The organism is Streptomyces sp. NPDC045021 (genome assembly GCF_056432645.1).
In genome coordinates this window covers 124,458-139,673 of record NZ_JBWKIQ010000010.1, presented here as the reverse complement: position 1 = coordinate 139,673, position 15,216 = coordinate 124,458, and the positions used below count along the sequence as shown (strand labels likewise).

At 68.6% G+C, this 15,216-nt stretch carries 13 protein-coding genes and 1 pseudogene; 3 read left to right on the top strand and 11 right to left on the bottom strand.

Annotated features, from left to right (window positions below; all coding sequences use genetic code 11):
- Positions 1 to 79 precede the first annotated feature (79 nt).
- On the bottom strand, positions 80 to 937 hold the full coding sequence (locus AC07DC_RS27825; protein ID WP_478917228.1) for an SDR family NAD(P)-dependent oxidoreductase: 858 nt from the start codon (positions 935 to 937) through the stop codon (positions 80 to 82).
- A gap of 106 nt (positions 938 to 1,043) precedes the next feature.
- Here AC07DC_RS27825 and AC07DC_RS27820 point away from each other — a divergent pair, with 106 nt between their 5' ends.
- The gene (locus AC07DC_RS27820; RefSeq protein WP_478917227.1) at positions 1,044 to 1,628 is read left to right on the top strand and encodes a CGNR zinc finger domain-containing protein; all 585 of its coding nucleotides are present in this window, start codon (positions 1,044 to 1,046) and stop codon (positions 1,626 to 1,628) included.
- A 52-nt stretch (positions 1,629 to 1,680) separates the two neighbouring features.
- Here the strand turns inward: AC07DC_RS27820 and AC07DC_RS27815 are convergent, their stop codons facing one another.
- The 8 genes from AC07DC_RS27815 to AC07DC_RS27780 form a co-directional block, all read right to left on the bottom strand.
- A complete protein-coding gene (locus AC07DC_RS27815) occupies positions 1,681 to 2,229 on the bottom strand; it encodes a hypothetical protein (RefSeq protein ID WP_478917226.1) in 549 nt (182 codons plus the stop codon).
- Positions 2,230 to 2,570: 341 nt separating this feature from the next.
- On the bottom strand, positions 2,571 to 3,317 hold the full coding sequence (locus tag AC07DC_RS27810; RefSeq protein ID WP_478917225.1) for an ABC transporter ATP-binding protein: 747 nt from the start codon (positions 3,315 to 3,317) through the stop codon (positions 2,571 to 2,573).
- Positions 3,271 to 4,086, bottom strand: a complete 816-nt coding sequence (locus AC07DC_RS27805) for an ABC transporter ATP-binding protein (protein WP_478917224.1) — start codon at positions 4,084 to 4,086, stop codon at positions 3,271 to 3,273. Before AC07DC_RS27805 ends, AC07DC_RS27810 begins: the two co-directional genes overlap by 47 nt.
- On the bottom strand, positions 4,086 to 5,123 hold the full coding sequence (locus AC07DC_RS27800) for a branched-chain amino acid ABC transporter permease (RefSeq protein ID WP_478917223.1): 1,038 nt from the start codon (positions 5,121 to 5,123) through the stop codon (positions 4,086 to 4,088). The genes AC07DC_RS27805 and AC07DC_RS27800 overlap by 1 nt, the downstream gene beginning before the upstream one ends.
- Complete coding sequence (locus tag AC07DC_RS27795; protein WP_478917222.1) at positions 5,123 to 6,016, bottom strand: branched-chain amino acid ABC transporter permease; 894 nt, start codon at positions 6,014 to 6,016, stop codon at positions 5,123 to 5,125. Before AC07DC_RS27795 ends, AC07DC_RS27800 begins: the two co-directional genes overlap by 1 nt.
- A 15-nt stretch (positions 6,017 to 6,031) precedes the next feature.
- Positions 6,032 to 7,231: a branched-chain amino acid ABC transporter substrate-binding protein gene (locus AC07DC_RS27790; RefSeq protein WP_478917221.1), complete on the bottom strand. Its 1,200-nt coding sequence runs from the start codon at positions 7,229 to 7,231 to the stop codon at positions 6,032 to 6,034.
- Between the two features lie 194 nt (positions 7,232 to 7,425).
- Positions 7,426 to 7,821, bottom strand: coding sequence for a hypothetical protein (locus AC07DC_RS27785; RefSeq protein WP_478917220.1), 396 nt, complete (start codon positions 7,819 to 7,821; stop codon positions 7,426 to 7,428).
- A gap of 210 nt (positions 7,822 to 8,031) precedes the next feature.
- Entirely contained in the window at positions 8,032 to 10,923 is a 2,892-nt protein-coding gene (locus tag AC07DC_RS27780) for an ATP-binding protein (protein WP_478917422.1), read from the bottom strand.
- A gap of 211 nt (positions 10,924 to 11,134) precedes the next feature.
- Between AC07DC_RS27780 and AC07DC_RS27775 the strand changes: the two genes are divergently transcribed.
- The gene (locus AC07DC_RS27775; protein ID WP_478917219.1) at positions 11,135 to 12,106 is read left to right on the top strand and encodes a LysR family transcriptional regulator; all 972 of its coding nucleotides are present in this window, start codon (positions 11,135 to 11,137) and stop codon (positions 12,104 to 12,106) included.
- 73 nt (positions 12,107 to 12,179) lie between these two features.
- Here the strand turns inward: AC07DC_RS27775 and AC07DC_RS27770 are convergent, their stop codons facing one another.
- Positions 12,180 to 13,337: an RNA-guided endonuclease InsQ/TnpB family protein gene (locus AC07DC_RS27770; protein ID WP_478917218.1), complete on the bottom strand. Its 1,158-nt coding sequence runs from the start codon at positions 13,335 to 13,337 to the stop codon at positions 12,180 to 12,182.
- A 23-nt stretch (positions 13,338 to 13,360) separates the two neighbouring features.
- Here AC07DC_RS27770 and tnpA point away from each other — a divergent pair.
- Positions 13,361 to 13,789: pseudogene (tnpA, locus tag AC07DC_RS27765) on the top strand (IS200/IS605 family transposase).
- A gap of 177 nt (positions 13,790 to 13,966) precedes the next feature.
- Here tnpA and AC07DC_RS27760 read toward each other — a convergent pair.
- On the bottom strand, positions 13,967 to 15,181 hold the full coding sequence (locus AC07DC_RS27760; protein WP_478917217.1) for a M6 family metalloprotease domain-containing protein: 1,215 nt from the start codon (positions 15,179 to 15,181) through the stop codon (positions 13,967 to 13,969).
- Between the last annotated feature and the right edge of the window lie 35 nt (positions 15,182 to 15,216).

Genomic DNA, 15,216 nt, shown 5'->3' with positions numbered 1-15,216 from the left:
TCCGAGAACTGGACTACCCCGGCCGGGAACGCCTGCTCCATGCCTGCTCAACGCCTGCGACGGCCGGGAGGCCCAGCGTTTACGAGTGGCTGGCGTCCACGGCTCGGGTGACGTCGGCCCAGTCGTCCAACTCACGCAAGCGTGCGGTGAGGGCGCTGCGAAGGCCGTCCTCGGCCGCGCGCCCCAACGCCAGGCGCAGGGGCGGCTGCTTGGCGTCGAGGGCGGTGAGAACAGCCGCGGCGACTCGGGCGGGATCGGCGAACGCGTCGGGGGGCAGCTCACCGAGTGAGCTCTGGACGGTGCGCACGGTCCGGTCGTAGTCCGGGGCGGGTTCGGTGAATGCCAGATGGGACAGGAAGCCCGTGCCCATGTAGCCCGGCTCGATCAGGGTGAGCTTGATGTCCAAGGGGGCGAGTTCGGCCGCCAGGGCGTCGGAGAGTCCTTCGAGTGCGTACTTGCTGGCGGCGAGCAGGCCGACGCCCGGGTGCGCCGACTGCCCGTAGAGCGAGGATCCCTGGAGTATGTGGCCCGATCGCTGCCGGCGCAGGACGGGCAACGTCGCGCGCAGCACATTGAGTGGGCCGAAGACGTTGGTGTCGAAGATGGCCCTGGACTGTGCGTCGGTTGCCTCCTCGACCGCGCCGAACAGTCCGTACCCCGCGATGTTGGCGACCACGTCGATGCGTCCGAAGGTGGCGAGGGTCTGCTCGACGGCACGGTGGGCCGCGCCTTCGTCGCGGACGTCGAGTTCGAGCGCGATGACCTGGCCCGGATAGCGGTCGGCGAGGTCGGCGACCGACTCCGTCCGGCGGGCGGTGGCAGCGACGCGGTCGCCACGGTCGAGGGCAGCGATCGCGAGTGCGTGACCGAGGCCCTGGGAAGCGCCGGTGATGAACCAAGTGCGGGCAGGGTTCGTGGTGTTGCCGTCAGTTGTCATGGTGATGACCATAGGCATGTAGCTCATAACTAGCAAGCCAGATAGATCTCTACTGTCTATGTCTGTCGGGGATGACGCCTCTCCCGCTTCGAGTACAGTGGGCTCCATGGCTATGGATGCGAGCGGGACGACGACGCTGAGCCCTTCGGCGGCGGCCGAGGTCGTCCTCACCTTCGTCAACACCCGCGCGATCGACGGCAGCCGGGAACAACTCCTCGACGGCGCGGCTTTTTCGCAGTGGCTGCGGCAGGAGGATCTGATCGACTCCGCGTCGCTCGTCACCGACGCGGATGCTGCCGCCGCGCGTGAACTGAGGGACGCTCTGGTCCTCGTCCTGCTCGCCCACTCGGGCGAGCAGGACGACCAGGGCCGGGCCGGAGCCGAGGAATACCTGCGTCGCAGTGCGGGGCTGTACCCCCTGGCTCCTGTCATCACCGCCACCGGTGTGCACCTCGCGCCCACCCAGACCGGAGTGCCGGGCGCGCTCGCGGCGATGCTCGCCGCCGCGTCCGATGTCGCCCTGCGCGGCAGCTGGATGCGGCTCAAGGCCTGCCGGAACCCGCCGTGCCACCTCGGTTTCTACGACCGCACACGCAACTCCTCCGCGGCCTACTGCAGCCCGAACCGATGCGGAGCCCAGGTCGCCATGCGCGCCTACCGCAGCCGCAAGGCGAAGGAAGAAGGCCGGTAGCTACGGCATCGGCGACCTTGCACATGATCTGATTACAGTAACTTTCACGGGGTCAGATCTCTCGTTTCTCTCCGACGCAGGCGAGGGTAAGGCGGCCGTGCGCCCAGGCAGGATCGTTCAGCACTCCGGCGAGGGCTTCACCGGTGAGGTGGCCGATCCATTCGACACGGTGAAATCCTTCGTCGATGCGCATGTCCCACGTCGGGTGGCGCAGAGCATGGGTCTGCAGGTAGTCACCGACCATGACCGTGTGGGCCGGCTTGTTGAACACCGCTGCTCGCTGCCGCGGCAGTTGCGGTTCGCACGAGGCGTCGGGCGTCACGAGGGCGGGGCCTTGGACGCTGCTGCGGAAGCGGGGCGGTCCTGCTGCCAAGCTGCTTCCGGTGAACAGCGGCTCGGGCATCTCGGGCCACCAGGGATGGGTGGCATCCCAGCGGGCCCGGTCGCCGTCCACCTCGCCGAGGGTCCACTGATCACCCTCGCGCAGCATGACCGGGCCCGGCATACCGTGGCAGAACACGACCGCGATCTGCCGGGCTGCCCGGATCCGCACGTGGGTGGCGCCCGGTGCCAGGAAGCCGATGCCGGAGATGACCTCCACCCGCTCGATCCGGGCGAACCCCTCACCATCCGGTGCCCCCCACCTGCGTGCTGTCGGCCTCCGCGCTCTGTCCGACCTGGGCTTCGTCGGTCTGGAACGACAACGGGGACGATCCCGTGGTCGCGCGCTGCTTGTCCTGACGAACATCGATGCCACTAACGACAGTTGATCTCTACCGCATCTCGCGCCAGTGCCCGGAGTCGCAGGCGAACCTGCCGCTGACGTTTCACTCCGTCCCAGTCGGTGGTGGCCGCCGCCTTTCCCATCTCGGGCCCTCGAAACGCTGAAGGAGGCCACCGGCCGGAAGGTAGCCACCCCGCCATGGGGGCGGCAACCGTTGCTTAAGCCCCGCCGAGGTAGGCCTGGGCGACGCGGGGGTCGGCGGACAGGTCGGCCGCTGCGCCTTCCAGCACCGTCTCCCCGTTCTCGATCACATATCCCCGGTGTGCGATCTTCAGCGCGGCCGTGGCGTTCTGTTCGACGAGGAGCACCGCCGTGCCGCCGCGGTTGATGTCCCTGATCACCTCCATCACCGCGGCGACCATGAGCGGGGCCAGGCCCATCGACGGTTCGTCCAGCATCAGCAGGCGGGGGCGGGCGATGAGGGCCCGGCCGATGGCGAGCATCTGCTGCTCCCCGCCGGACAGTGTCCCGCCGTGCTGGGACCGCCGTTCGGCCAGCCGGGGCAGCAGCTCGTAGACCTCCTCGACGCGCCGGGCGAGTTCGGTGCCGTCGCGCACCAGATAGCCTCCGAGCTGCAGGTTCTCTTGCACGGTCAGGGTGCTGAAGATCCGGCGTCCCTCGGGGACGTGGATCACCCCTCGCGCCACGATCTTCGGCGGAGCGGTCTTCGTGATGTCGTCACCCGCGTGCACGATGCGGCCCGCGGTGGGTCGGACCAGCCCGGACACCGCCGAGAGCGTGGTGGTCTTGCCCGCGCCGTTGTTGCCGAGCAGGGCGACGGTCTCCCCTGGGGCCACGGTGAGGTCGAGCCCCCGCAGTGCCCGCACTCCTCCGTATCGGACGTCGAGTCCGCGGATCTCAAGCACGGTGTGCCTCCTCGCCGGCGAAGCCGGATCGTGCGGCATGGACCTCGTCACTGTCGGCCGCCCGGCCGAGATAGGCCTCGATGACGGCCGGGTCACGCCGTACATCGTCCGGACTGCCGTCGGCGATCTCCTTTCCGAAGTTCAGTACGATCACCCGCTCGGACACCTCCATCACCAGGCCCATGTCGTGTTCGATGAGCGCGATCGCCATGCCCAGTTCCTGGATCCGGCGGATGAGGGTGAGCAACTCGGCCTTCTCGCCGTGGTTGAGTCCGGCGGCCGGTTCGTCGAGGAGCAGCAGCTTCGGCCGTCTGGCCAGGGCGCGGGCGATCTCCACCCGGCGCTGCTCGCCGTACGGGAGGTGACGTGCCCGTCCGGCCCGGTCGCCGCGGAGCCCGACGAAGTCCAGCCATGCGTGGGCCTCGTCGGTGCTCTCGCGCTCGCTGCGCCGGTAACGACGGGTGTGCAGCATCGCGTCGAGGGTGCTCTGCCGCAGCCACAAATGGGTGCCCGCCCGTACGTTGTCCAGCACCGACAGTTCGCCGAACAGCCGTAGGTTCTGGAAGGTGCGGGCGAGGCCGCGGGCGGCGACTGCAGACGGGCGCAGGCCCGTCACGTCCTCTCCCACCAGCCGGACGGCGCCCCCGGTCGGTTGGTAGAACCCGCTGATGCAGTTGAACGCGGAGGTCTTCCCCGCCCCGTTGGGGCCGATGATCGAGACGATCTCGCCCTCACCGACCGAGAACGTGAGGCCGTCGACGGCGCGAACTCCGCCGAAGGCCAGCCGCAGATCCGTTACCTCGAGCATCACTTCTCCTCCTTCACCGGCAGGCCGGGTGCGCCGGACGTGCTCCGCACCGCCGTGTGGGCGGGCTCGCGCGAGCGTTGCGGCCACAGCCCCTGCGGGCGGAGCAACATCACGACGATGAGCAGCACGCCGAACACGAAGTAGCGGTAGTCGGCCAGGCCCCGCAGCAGCTCGGGCAGCAGGCTGATGACGACGGCGCCGACCACGACACCGGGGGTGGAGCCCATACCGCCGAGCACGACCGCCATCAGGACAAGAGCGGACTGCAGGAAGGTGAAGCTGGCCGGGGAGATCGCCGAGAGCTGGGCGGCGAACAGCACACCCGCCAGTCCGCCCCAGACCGCACCCGCGACATAGGCGGCCAACTTGACCCGGTACGTATGGATTCCGCTGGCCTCGGCCGCGTCCTCGTCCTCCCTGACGAATCGCCAGGCGCGGCCGATACGGGAGCGGCCGAGCCGCGCGGCGAACAGCACCGCGACCGAGACGATCAGTACGGCGGTGTAGTAGAAGACGACGGGGTCGGAGAGCGTGTCGCCGAACAGTCCCGGGATGCCGTAGATCCCGGAGGGACCACCGGTGATGTCGAGGTTGGTCGCGACGATCCGGATGATCTCCCCGAAGCCGAGCGTCACGATCGCCAGGTAGTCGCTGCGCAGCCGCAGGGTTGGACCTCCGATCACCACTCCGGCCACCACGGTGACCAGGACGACGACCGGTACGGTGGCCAGCAGCGGGACCTTCAGCTCCGTGGCGAGCACGCCGCCGGTGTACGCGCCGACCGCGAGGAAGGCCGCGAAGCCGAGGTCGAGCAGACCGCAGTAGCCGACGACGATGTTCAGACCGACGGCGAGCATCACGAAGATGACCGCGCTGGTCATGACGTTCATCGCGTAGGGAGTGGCGATTACGAACGGGGTGAGCAGGGCGGTCATCAGCCCGGCCCAGCCCAGCCGCTTGCTTTCGAGCAGCCGCGTGACGATCGAGGGGCCACGGCCCCTGACGGGCTTCACCGGTGGGTTCTGGACGGCCGTCATCACACTCGCTCCGTCACACGTTCGCCGAGCAGGCCGGTCGGCCGCACGGTCAGGAAGAGGATGAGGAAGCCGAAGGCGAACACATCCCGCCACTGGCCTCCGAACCAGTCGGTGCCGAAGGACTCCAGCAGCCCGAGGACCAGGCCGCCCAGCATGGTGCCCTTCATGTTGCCGATGCCGCCGATGACGGCCGCGGTGAAGGCCTTGAGCCCGATGATGAAGCCCATCAGGAAGTCGATCTTTCCGTAGTACGCACCGGACATGACTCCGGCGGCGCCCGCCAGGGCCGAACCGATGAAGAACGTACGGGAGATGACCGCGTCGACGTTGACGCCCATCAGGAGGCAGGCTTTCGGGTCGAGCGCGATCGCGCGCATCGCCCGGCCCTGGCGGCTGCGCATGACCAGGGCGTTGAGCGCCACCATCAGGCCGGCGGCGATGGCCATGAGGATGAGTTGCTGAACGGTGATTTTGGCGCCGAGCACCGCGACGGCGGTGCCGTCGAGACGTACTGGATAGACCCTCGGGTTGGGGCCGGCGACGATGCGGACGCCGTACTCCAGCGCGAACGACGCGCCCACCGCGGTGATGAGCAGTGAGAGGCGGGGCGCTCCGCGCAGCGGCCGGTAGGCGACCCGCTCCAGCACGACGCCGCCCAGGCCGGTCGCCAGCATCGTCAGCACGAGCACGACAAACAGCGCGAGCAGCGAACCGGAGGGGACGAAGCCGCCCAGCGCGCCGAGCATCGCGAACCCGGAGAAGGCCGCGAGCATGTAGAGGTCACCATGGGCGAAGTTGAGTAGTTTGATGATCCCGTAGACCATGCTGTAGCCGAGGGCGACCAAGGCGTAGAACGAGCCGACGAACAGTCCGTTCCAGATGAGCTGTGCCATGAGCTCTCCTCCCGGCTACTTGAGGGAATCACGCAGGACGAACGAGCCGTCCTTGACGGTGAGGATCACGAAGCCGCCGTTGCCGAGCGTGTGGTTGGACGTGAATTTCAGCGGACCGGAGAAGGTCTTGAAGCCGTCGATCGCCTCGAGCGACGCCGTGACCCTGTCGCCGTCGGTGCTGCCGGCCTTCGTGATGGCCTCGGCGGCGACCCGGACGGCGTCGTAGGACTGGGTGGAGTACGGGCCGGGTTCGGCGCCGAACTTCCCCTTGTAGGAGGCGATCCAGCTCTCGGCGCCCGGCGTGGTCTGCGGGGTCTGGGTCATGGTCGCGAAGACGCCCTCGCCGTGTTCGGCGCCCGCGATCTTGACGAGCTTGGGATCGACCGAGCCGTCGCCGACGAGGAACTTGCCCTTGTATCCGGCCTGGTGGAACTGCCGGATCAGCAGACCGCCCTCCTGGTAGTAGCCGGTCCAGTAGATGTAGTCGGGATTGGACTTCAAGACGCTGGTGACGTTGGGGCTGTAGTCGCTCTCACCCGGGTTGACCGCTTCCTCGGCGGCCTTCGCCGGAGCGCCCGCGCTGCCCAGCTTGGCCGCTGTGAGGTCGGCGATGTCCTTGGAGTAGCTGGTGTTGTCGTCCATGACGGCGACCTTCTTGGCGCCCTCCTTGGTCAGCCACGCGACCGCGGCGGCAGCTTGCTGGCTGCCTGTGCCGTTGATGAGGAAGACATGCTTGAGGTGCTGGCTGACGAGCTGGTTGGAGTTGGCCGCCGGAATGATCATGGGGATGTTCCGTTTGTCGAAGATCGGCAGCGTGGGCAAGGTGGCGCCCGAGCAGTAGCCGCCGACCGACACGGCCGCGTGTGCCGCGACCAGCTTGTTGGCCGCGGCGACCGCGGTCTTCGGGTCGCAGGCGTCGTCCTCCACCTGCAGTTTCAGCTTCCGGCCGAGAACGCCGCCCTTGGCGTTGATCTCGTCGACCGCGAGCTGCGCACCGTTCTTCATGTACGGGCCGGTGTCCGCGCTGCTGCCGGACAGCGGGATGGCCATGCCGAGCACGATGGGGCCCTTGCTGTCACCGTCGGCGCTGCCGCCGACGAGTCCGTTGCAGCCGGTGGTTGACAGTGCGGCCGCCACAAGAAGAGCGGTCAGTGCGACGACGCGGGACGTGGCGCGTGCGGGGGATGGGAGGGCGGGGATGGCGGATCTCTTCACGGGAGGCGCTCCTCTGCGAGGTGATGCGAACGGTCGGGTGTGAGGACCTGGGGAGATCGGTCGGCGGGGACACGATGAGCGGAGGCCGGCTCAGAGCGCGGCTCGTCCGACTGCCGGATCACGGCCGATGCGCTACGTGGCATGTGACATTTCACATCGCAGCGAGGTGGTCGTCAATGGCTGGAACTCGACCGTTACCCAGGCAGCGCCATCGGACCGTGACGCTCGGGTCCGGCGCGGCTCGGGACGTGTGTGCGCGGGAGTTCCAGCACGCTGCCGCCGATATCGGTGATCCGTCCGACGATCGAGGACGCTTCACGGTCGTGCAGGGAGAAGACGAACGGTCCAGGGATCAGCAGCACGTTGTAGGTGCCGCGAGCCACCAGGTCCATGAGCCGTTCCAGACTCGGCAGCGGATCTCGGGAGCGCAGGCCGTTGTCCAGGTAGATCCCGGGCTCAGGTAGTCCGAGTTGTCCGGCGAATCCGCGAAGTGCCGCCTGATGCGTTGCCATTCGCCAGGGATCGAAGGGAAAGCACCGAAGGTACGCCGCGATCCTGACTGCGCCGGGCTCAGCAATGTCGAGGCCCACGGTGTTCTCCTGTCATCGGATTCTCGGGTCACAAGGGGACTATCTGAGACCTATCCGGCCTGTGATTCCAGGAGACAGAGAGAAGGCGGCCAAGTCCATGGCCGCAAAGACCCGTTCCGGTCACCGATGGCAGCCCGTACCGGGGAACGCTGGGTAGGGGCTGCCGTCCGTGGACGGGAACGCTGGGTAGTACTGAGCCCACCTGTGCAGCTACGGGTTGTTGGTGCTCAGAGCGTCGCCGACCGCGTGTCGATTGGTGACGCCCAGTTTCTTGAGGACGTTGGCCACATGGTGTTCCGCGGTGCGCGGGGAGAGGAAGAGGGCTTGGGCGATGTCGCGGTTGGTGGCTCCTGCGGCGAGGAGGCCGGCGACCTCCTGCTCGCGTGGGGAGAGCTGCTCGCCATAGCCGCGGCGTCCGACCGGGGGGCGGGCTTCGCCGAGGTCGCGCAGAGTGTGCTGGCAGCGGGCGGCGTCGAAGGTGGCACCCAGGCGCCTGTAGACCTCGTCGATCTCTGTCAGGTCCTGCGCGGCGCGGTGGGGCGTGGTGGGGATCAGGGTGCGGGCCGCATGTTCGGCGGCCTGGGCCGCAGCATAAGGGCGGCCGATGCCCTGAAAGGTGGCGCGAGCACGGTCGAAGTGATCGCGAGCACCGTCCGGGTCGTCGCAGCGGAGTAGGAGTCCGCGGCACAGATGCAGGTGAGCGGTGGCCGCCGGCGCGTCCTGGCCTTCGATCGCGCGCTCGAACTCCCTGGTCAGCTCGGTGGCCGACGCGGCCTGCCCGGTGGCCAGGGCTGCCTCGACGGCAACTGGAACCAGGGCCGGGGCTCTGAGCCATGGCCCGTTGTGCCGCAGGCTCTCCAAGGCGGGGGCGCTGACCGCCCAGGCCGCCTGGGGCTCACCCTGGGCAAGCTTGACCCTGCCGATACCGGCGGCCGCATCAGCGGACCAGACCGCGTAGTCACTCGCCTCCCTCGCGGCGGTGTACCTCTTCAGAGCCTGGCTCCACTGTCCACGGGCTTCGGCGAGAGCCCCCAGAACCAGCGAACCCTCGACCTCCAGCATCAGGATGTCCGTGACCTGGGCGAACAAGGACGCGTAGGCGGCCTCCAGGTCACCCCAGGCGCCCTCGTGCCAGGCGAGTTCCTGGCGCAGAATGCGGCAGATGGCCCCAAGGTGCGGGGCACCGGTGCGGTGCGCGAGGTCCTGGCTCTGTTCCAGCAGGGCGCGCACCCGGTCGTCGTGGCCGAGATCCAGCGCGGCATCGGCCGCGTTGTACAGCGCCCTGGCGGTCTGCCTCAGGACGGCCAGGTCTCTGCCTTCCCTGGGCAGGCGGTCGATCAGCTCCCACACCTCCGGATGCCCGATCTGGGTCAGCACCGCGATCTTGTTGGCGTACACCGTGGCCCGCGCTGCCTCGTCGGGGCTGGCGTGCACAGCGCGCTCGGCACGTTCGATCCAGGCCAGTGCTTCCGCGGCGGGCCGCCCTCTGAACGTCGTCCACAGGGCCAGATGACTCATCGCGTGCGCGGCGGTCTCGGGCCGCTGGTCGCCCAGTTCCTCAATGGCGCTTTCCAGCTCCCGGATGCCTGCCGGGTCGCCGGCCTGACTGGTGAGGATGAGGCCGAGTCCGACGCGGATCTCACCGCGGGTGGCGGCGGGTAGCTGGGGATCGGACAGGATTCGTTGCAGGACCGCCACCGACGCCGTGTATTCGACGCTGTAGGTGGCGGTGCGGCTGAGGGCCAGCGCTGCGCGGGTGCGCACGTCCACATCGAGTCCGGGTTCTGTGAGCATGGCGTGCAGGAGGGAGGCGGCGGTGCCCTGGTCACCCAGCGCGAGTGCCTGAGCAGCGGCCGCCTCGGCCTGCGTGAGCCAGCCCTCCCGGTCGCCCAGGGCACGGAAGTGGTGAGCGATCTGCACCAGCGGGGGGCTGTCCGATGTGCGCAGCGCGGCGATCGCCCGCTCATGCAGGCGGCGACGCTGCGGGCCCGGGATGGACTGGTAGACGGCCTGCTGGGCGAGGGTGTGGCGGAATCCGTACTGCAACGGCCCGTTCTCGCGCAGTACCGCGGCGCCCAGCACCTGCATCAAGGCCTCCATGCCCTGCTCGGAGTCCAGATCGGCGACCTGGGCCAGCACGCGTTCGTCGGCGGGCACCGCCAGCACCGCCGCGGCTTCCACCACCGCCACCGCCTGCGGTGCCAGGCCGCGCACGCGCGTGGTGACCGCCTCCCGCAGGCCACGGGGCACCACCGCCTGGCCGAGCCCGGTCACCGGATCGACCACCTCGACGCTGAGGTGCCCCCGATGTCCCTGCTCGCTCACGGTGATCAGGTCCTCCTCGACCACCAAGGGCAGGCCCGCACTGCGCTCGAACAGGACGTGGCCCAGTGCGTGCGTGGCGCGCGGGCCCAGGACGGCGGCAGTCAGGTCTTGGATGGCGGATTCGGTCAGCGGAGGCAGGTGGATCTCCGCGCCGCTGGTGCCCAGGGGACGGCGATAGGCCGCGCCCAGGACGGGCGCGTGCGGCGGCAACTCCTCCTGCCGGTAGGTGAGCACCAGGGCCAGGTCCGGTGGCAGGTCACGGGCCAGGAGCAGCAGCAGCTCACGGGTGGCTTCGTCGACCCAATGCAGATCCTCGATGACCAGGATCGCGGTGCCGCAGGCCTCCAGGACCGCGCGCACGGCCCGTACGAGCCGATAGCGCTCGGCACCGGTCTCGTGCATGTCGGCGGGCGTGGGAGGCAGGTGGTCAGCCAGTTCCGGCAGCAGCGGCGCCAAGGCGCCGACCGACGGGGACATCTCGGCGGCCGGCGGCAGATAGGGGCCGGCCTGGCGCAGGGCGTCGACGACGGGGCCATAGGGAAACGGTTCGCGCAACGGGTGGCAGCACCCGTACAGGACCCGCCCGCCACGGCCGGCCAGGTCCCCGGTCACCTCGCTGACCAGGCGGGACTTGCCGACCCCGGCCTCTCCCTCGATCAGTACCACTGCGGGTGGATGCTGTAGGGCGCCCCTCAGCAGACCGGACTCCTGGCGACGGCCCACAAAGGCGAAGCCTCCCCCGCCGGTACTGCGGGGGCTGGGATCGAGACTCGCCATCATTGGACGCACCCAGCCGTTCACAACGGCCACGGGCCGGCGGCTGCTCGTCACATTCCGCATCAAAACCCGCAACCTGGTACTCACCCACGCTAATGCCGCCACTGCACGGCGCGAAAGACCTCCGCATGAATCACGTGTGACATTTCACATAAGATTGTGACTGTCGCTCCCCTGCCGGGAGCTCCCGCCGGTCCCTAACATCCCCGCCATGGATCTCGAGGTACGGCATCTGCGGGTGATCTGCACGATTGCGGAGGACGGCAGTCTCACGCGAGCTGCCGCATCGCTGCGCATGACCCAGCCAGGGCTCAGCGCGCAGCTGCGGCGCATCGAGACCATGCTGGGCGGGGCGATCTTCGACCGCGGGCAGGCCGGTGCCGTCCCCACAACGCTCGGCGAGCTGGTGCTCTCCCGAGCACGAGCCATCCTGCCGGGCATCGACGGACTGCTGGCCGACACCGCCCGCGCCGCCCGCTGCCGAACCACACCCGACCGCATCCGCCTCGGATCGGTGGGCGCCCCGCTGCTGGCCGATCTCATCGTGGCGGTCAGGCAGATGACGCCCGGGTCGGAGGTGACGGTCCGATGTCAGTACTCCCCGTCGCCACTGCTCGACGACCTCGTCGAGGGACGTCTGGAGGCAGCGGTCCTCGGTGACGCCCCTGGCCACGAGCTCTCACCACGCGACGACGTCGTCCTTCGCCCCTTGGCCACCGAGCCCGTCTTCGCCCTGATCCCGTCCGCCCACCCGCTGGCGGAGCGGGAAGAGGTGAGCTTGAACCAGCTCATCGAAGAGGAGTGGGCGGTGCCCCACCCGGACAGTGACCGCACCCGGGAATACTGGGCGTCGATTTTCGCCCAGGCGGACCGCCAACCCAGGACCCCTTTCGAGGCGGAGGGCCGGCAGCTGATCGAGCTCGTACGGGCGGGCCTGGCCGTCAGCCTCTGCCAGGCCACGTTCATCGCGGTGCCTGGCGTCGCGGTCCGCCCCCTGGCCGGGAATCCGATCTGGTACCGCCATGTGCTGGCCTGGCGTCGCGACGGCCCGCTCGCCGCACACGGCGACGAGATCTTCCGCAGAGTCGGCACGGGCTATCTGGCCACCTGTGCCGCCACGCCCGCGTACGCACGGTGGCGCGAACGCCATCCGCGCTCGGTGCGTCTGCTGGAGTCAACTTGACCCGGTCCTGCAGGGCCGGGCTTGGAGGTAGCGCCCAACTGGCCGCTGGGTTGGCTCCTCCGTCCAGACATCCCTAGGGGGTGGCAGGGACGCGTGACTCACGCCCCGCAGTCCACACGGTCTCGCCCTTGCGGCCGATGTTGTGGGACGCGTTGTCGTCCGCGTGCATGACGGCCCCGCAGGACCGGCAGGTGAACGTCGCTTGTGACTGGCGGTTGCGCCGGTCGGTGTGTCCGCACTGGGAGCATTGCTGGCTGGTGTACGCGGGATCGACGTATACCAGCGGCACCCCAGCTCGCTTGGCCTTGTACTCGATGTACTGGCCGAGCTGGAGGAAGCTCCACGAGTGCAGGGGAGTCCGCTGGTCCTTGTGGAGCCGTACCCGGCTTCGGATGCCCGTGAGGTCTTCCAGGGCGATACCGCAGCCGGTGCGTTCAGCGGTGGTGACGATGGTCTTGGAGACGATGTGGTTGACGTTGGCGGTGTGCCGGGATTCCTTGCGGGAGCGCTTCTTGAGGAGGCGCTTGGCGGACTTGGTGCCCTTGGCCTGCAACATGCGCCGCAGATCGTGCTGTCGTTTCCGGTGCCGGTTCAGGCCGCGCCCGGCAGCCCGGTAGCCGGTGGAGGTGGTAGCGATGTTGGTGATCCCGAGGTCGACGCCGATGAACCCGCTGGGCTCGTACTGTTCGGCCTCGGGGACATCGCAGACGGCGACCAGGTAGAACACGTCGTCGCGTTCGATCAGGTCGGACTCGCCCTTGCGGTGCTCGCGGAGCATCTTGAGTGCGTCCGCGGAGCAGGCGAAGCGGACATTCTTGAGCCGTCCGGCCGTCGTCCAGATCGATACCGTTTGAGCGTCGTACTGCCAGGACAGGCACCGGTCGTCGTACGGCTGCGCGGCCTCGGACCGGAACGTGATCGGCTTCGACTCCGCCTTGACCCTACGCTTCGACCCCGGCTTGCCCAGGTTCCCGGCGCGGATGTTCGCCTTCAACGTGGTGTAAGCGTCACGCGTCTTCTTGATGACGTGCTGGGCAGCCTGCGCCCCCAGCCCGCGCGCCTTCAACTCCGCGTACGTGTGCTTGCGCAGCTCGTACTCACGCGGGACACCACGCTCGAACGCCACACCGGATACCCAGCACGCGGCCTCGTTGACCGTACGCAAGGTCGCCGACAGCGCAGCGGCCTGGTTGGCCTCCGGCATAAGCTTGACCTGCGTCACGATCTTCATACCCGTGATCGTAGCATTGCTCTATGTCACCACGCCGGGAGCCAAACCCCAATATCCGTAGGGGTCGTACGGTCGTCTGCACCCTCCACGCCCATTTGGTCTTCGCACCCAAATACCGGCGCCGGCCGTTCACGGACGAGATCCTGCGCCGATGCGAGGAAGTCATGCGGGCCGTCTGCGCCGCCTTCGAGACCGAGCTGGTCGAGTTCAACGGCGAATGCGATCACATGCGCCTCCTGGTGCACTATCCACCGAAGGTTGCCCTGTCCCGCCTGGTCGGCTCACTCAAGGGCGTGTAAGCCCGCCGGCTCCGGCAGGAGTTCCCCGAGCACATCCGCAAGTACCTGTGGGGCGCACACTTCTGGTCCCCGTCCTACTTCGCGGCCTCCTGCGGCGGTGCGCCGCTCGTGGTGGTGAAGGAGTACATCGAGAATCAGAAGCGCCCCGACTGAGGTCAACAGTGCTGCCCGTGCGCCGGCGCGGGTCAGAGCAGTCCAGAGAAGCGATTCCTCCCGGGCCTGAAGGCCCGGGAGGAACTCGCTAGATCCCGCTGAACCCGGTTACGGGGAGCGGCAGGCGGTGTGGGCGGCGACCGGCAACAGCCTGGTCGCCGCCCACACCGCAGCGGCCTACTGCTTGCTGATCGATATCTTGTCGTGCAGCGGGCTACTGCTGTCGATGTCGATCCGGACCCCGGTGGTGGGGTCGTTGAAGGACTGTCCGGGGCGGAACGCGGCCATGTCCAGCTCGTTGCAGCCCGAGGGCGGGGTGGCGCCGGGGTTGCCGTTGACGACCTGGACCGGTCCCTCGCCGGTTTGGGTGGACGAATCGACCTTGTAGATGAGCACGCCGGTGGAACACGCCTTCGCGTCACCGTCGATGGCTTTGCGGGACTCGGCGACGTATGCGGTGGTCTCGCCGGTGCGGATCACCGCGATCTTGGTTCCGCCGGGACGTTCGACGGCCTTCAGGTTGACGGTGCGCTGGCCGGCCGCGGACAGGCAGGCGACCTGATTGTCGTCGATCCAGCCGAACTTCCAGCGCTCCCAGCCGATGTGCTGCGGGGCGGCCCCGGCGATGTTGCCCATGAGGTCCCAGCCGCGGACGTAGCGGTGGTAGTCGGTGCCGCTGAAGGCATACAGGTCGGGTGCTCCGAACGTGTGGCTGGTCTCGTGGTCGGCGACCTTGAAGCCCCAGCGCCACATGTCCTGGCCGAAGGTCACCGCCCACTTGAGGCGCTTGCCGTCGGCGACGATGCCGGTGGCGGCCGGGTCGTACAGGTAGGTCGGGGAGAAGGTGACCGCCTTCGCGGACTTGTTCGGGACGACGTAGACCATGTCGTACTGGGAGAAGTCGGCGTACGGATCGGCGGCCTGGACGGCCTGCCGTACGTACAACTCGTGCTGCTCGAAGGTAATCCCGCGGTCGAATCCGTACGTGGTGGAGTCCTGCGGCATCCGCACCCAGCGCTTCACCGGGGTGATGTCGAGGCCGACCCGCCCGTACGAGTCCTTCTTCATCCAGTCGGCCGCCGGGGCGAGTGCCTTGTAGTACTCGTCGGTTGCATCGGTGGCCGGGGCGTCGGGGAAGTCGACGAACAGCATGAGCACGCGCTTGGTGCCGATGGGCTGCTGGAACTGCTGGTAGTCGGTTTCGTGGCCCTCGTCGGTCCAGCCGGTCCTGCCGGGCAGGGCGCAGTGGGCCGCGGTGTCGGTAGCGGTGGTAGCGGTGGAAGTGGCCGGGGACTGCGTGGCGGCAGTCGCCAGGGGGGTGGCCACCGCGAGCGGGATGAGCACGGCCGAGGCGACGGCGAGCCGCCGGACCTTGGGAGTGAGTCGTGGCATTTCTCTTGGTTCCTTTCTTGCGGTGGCGACGGACG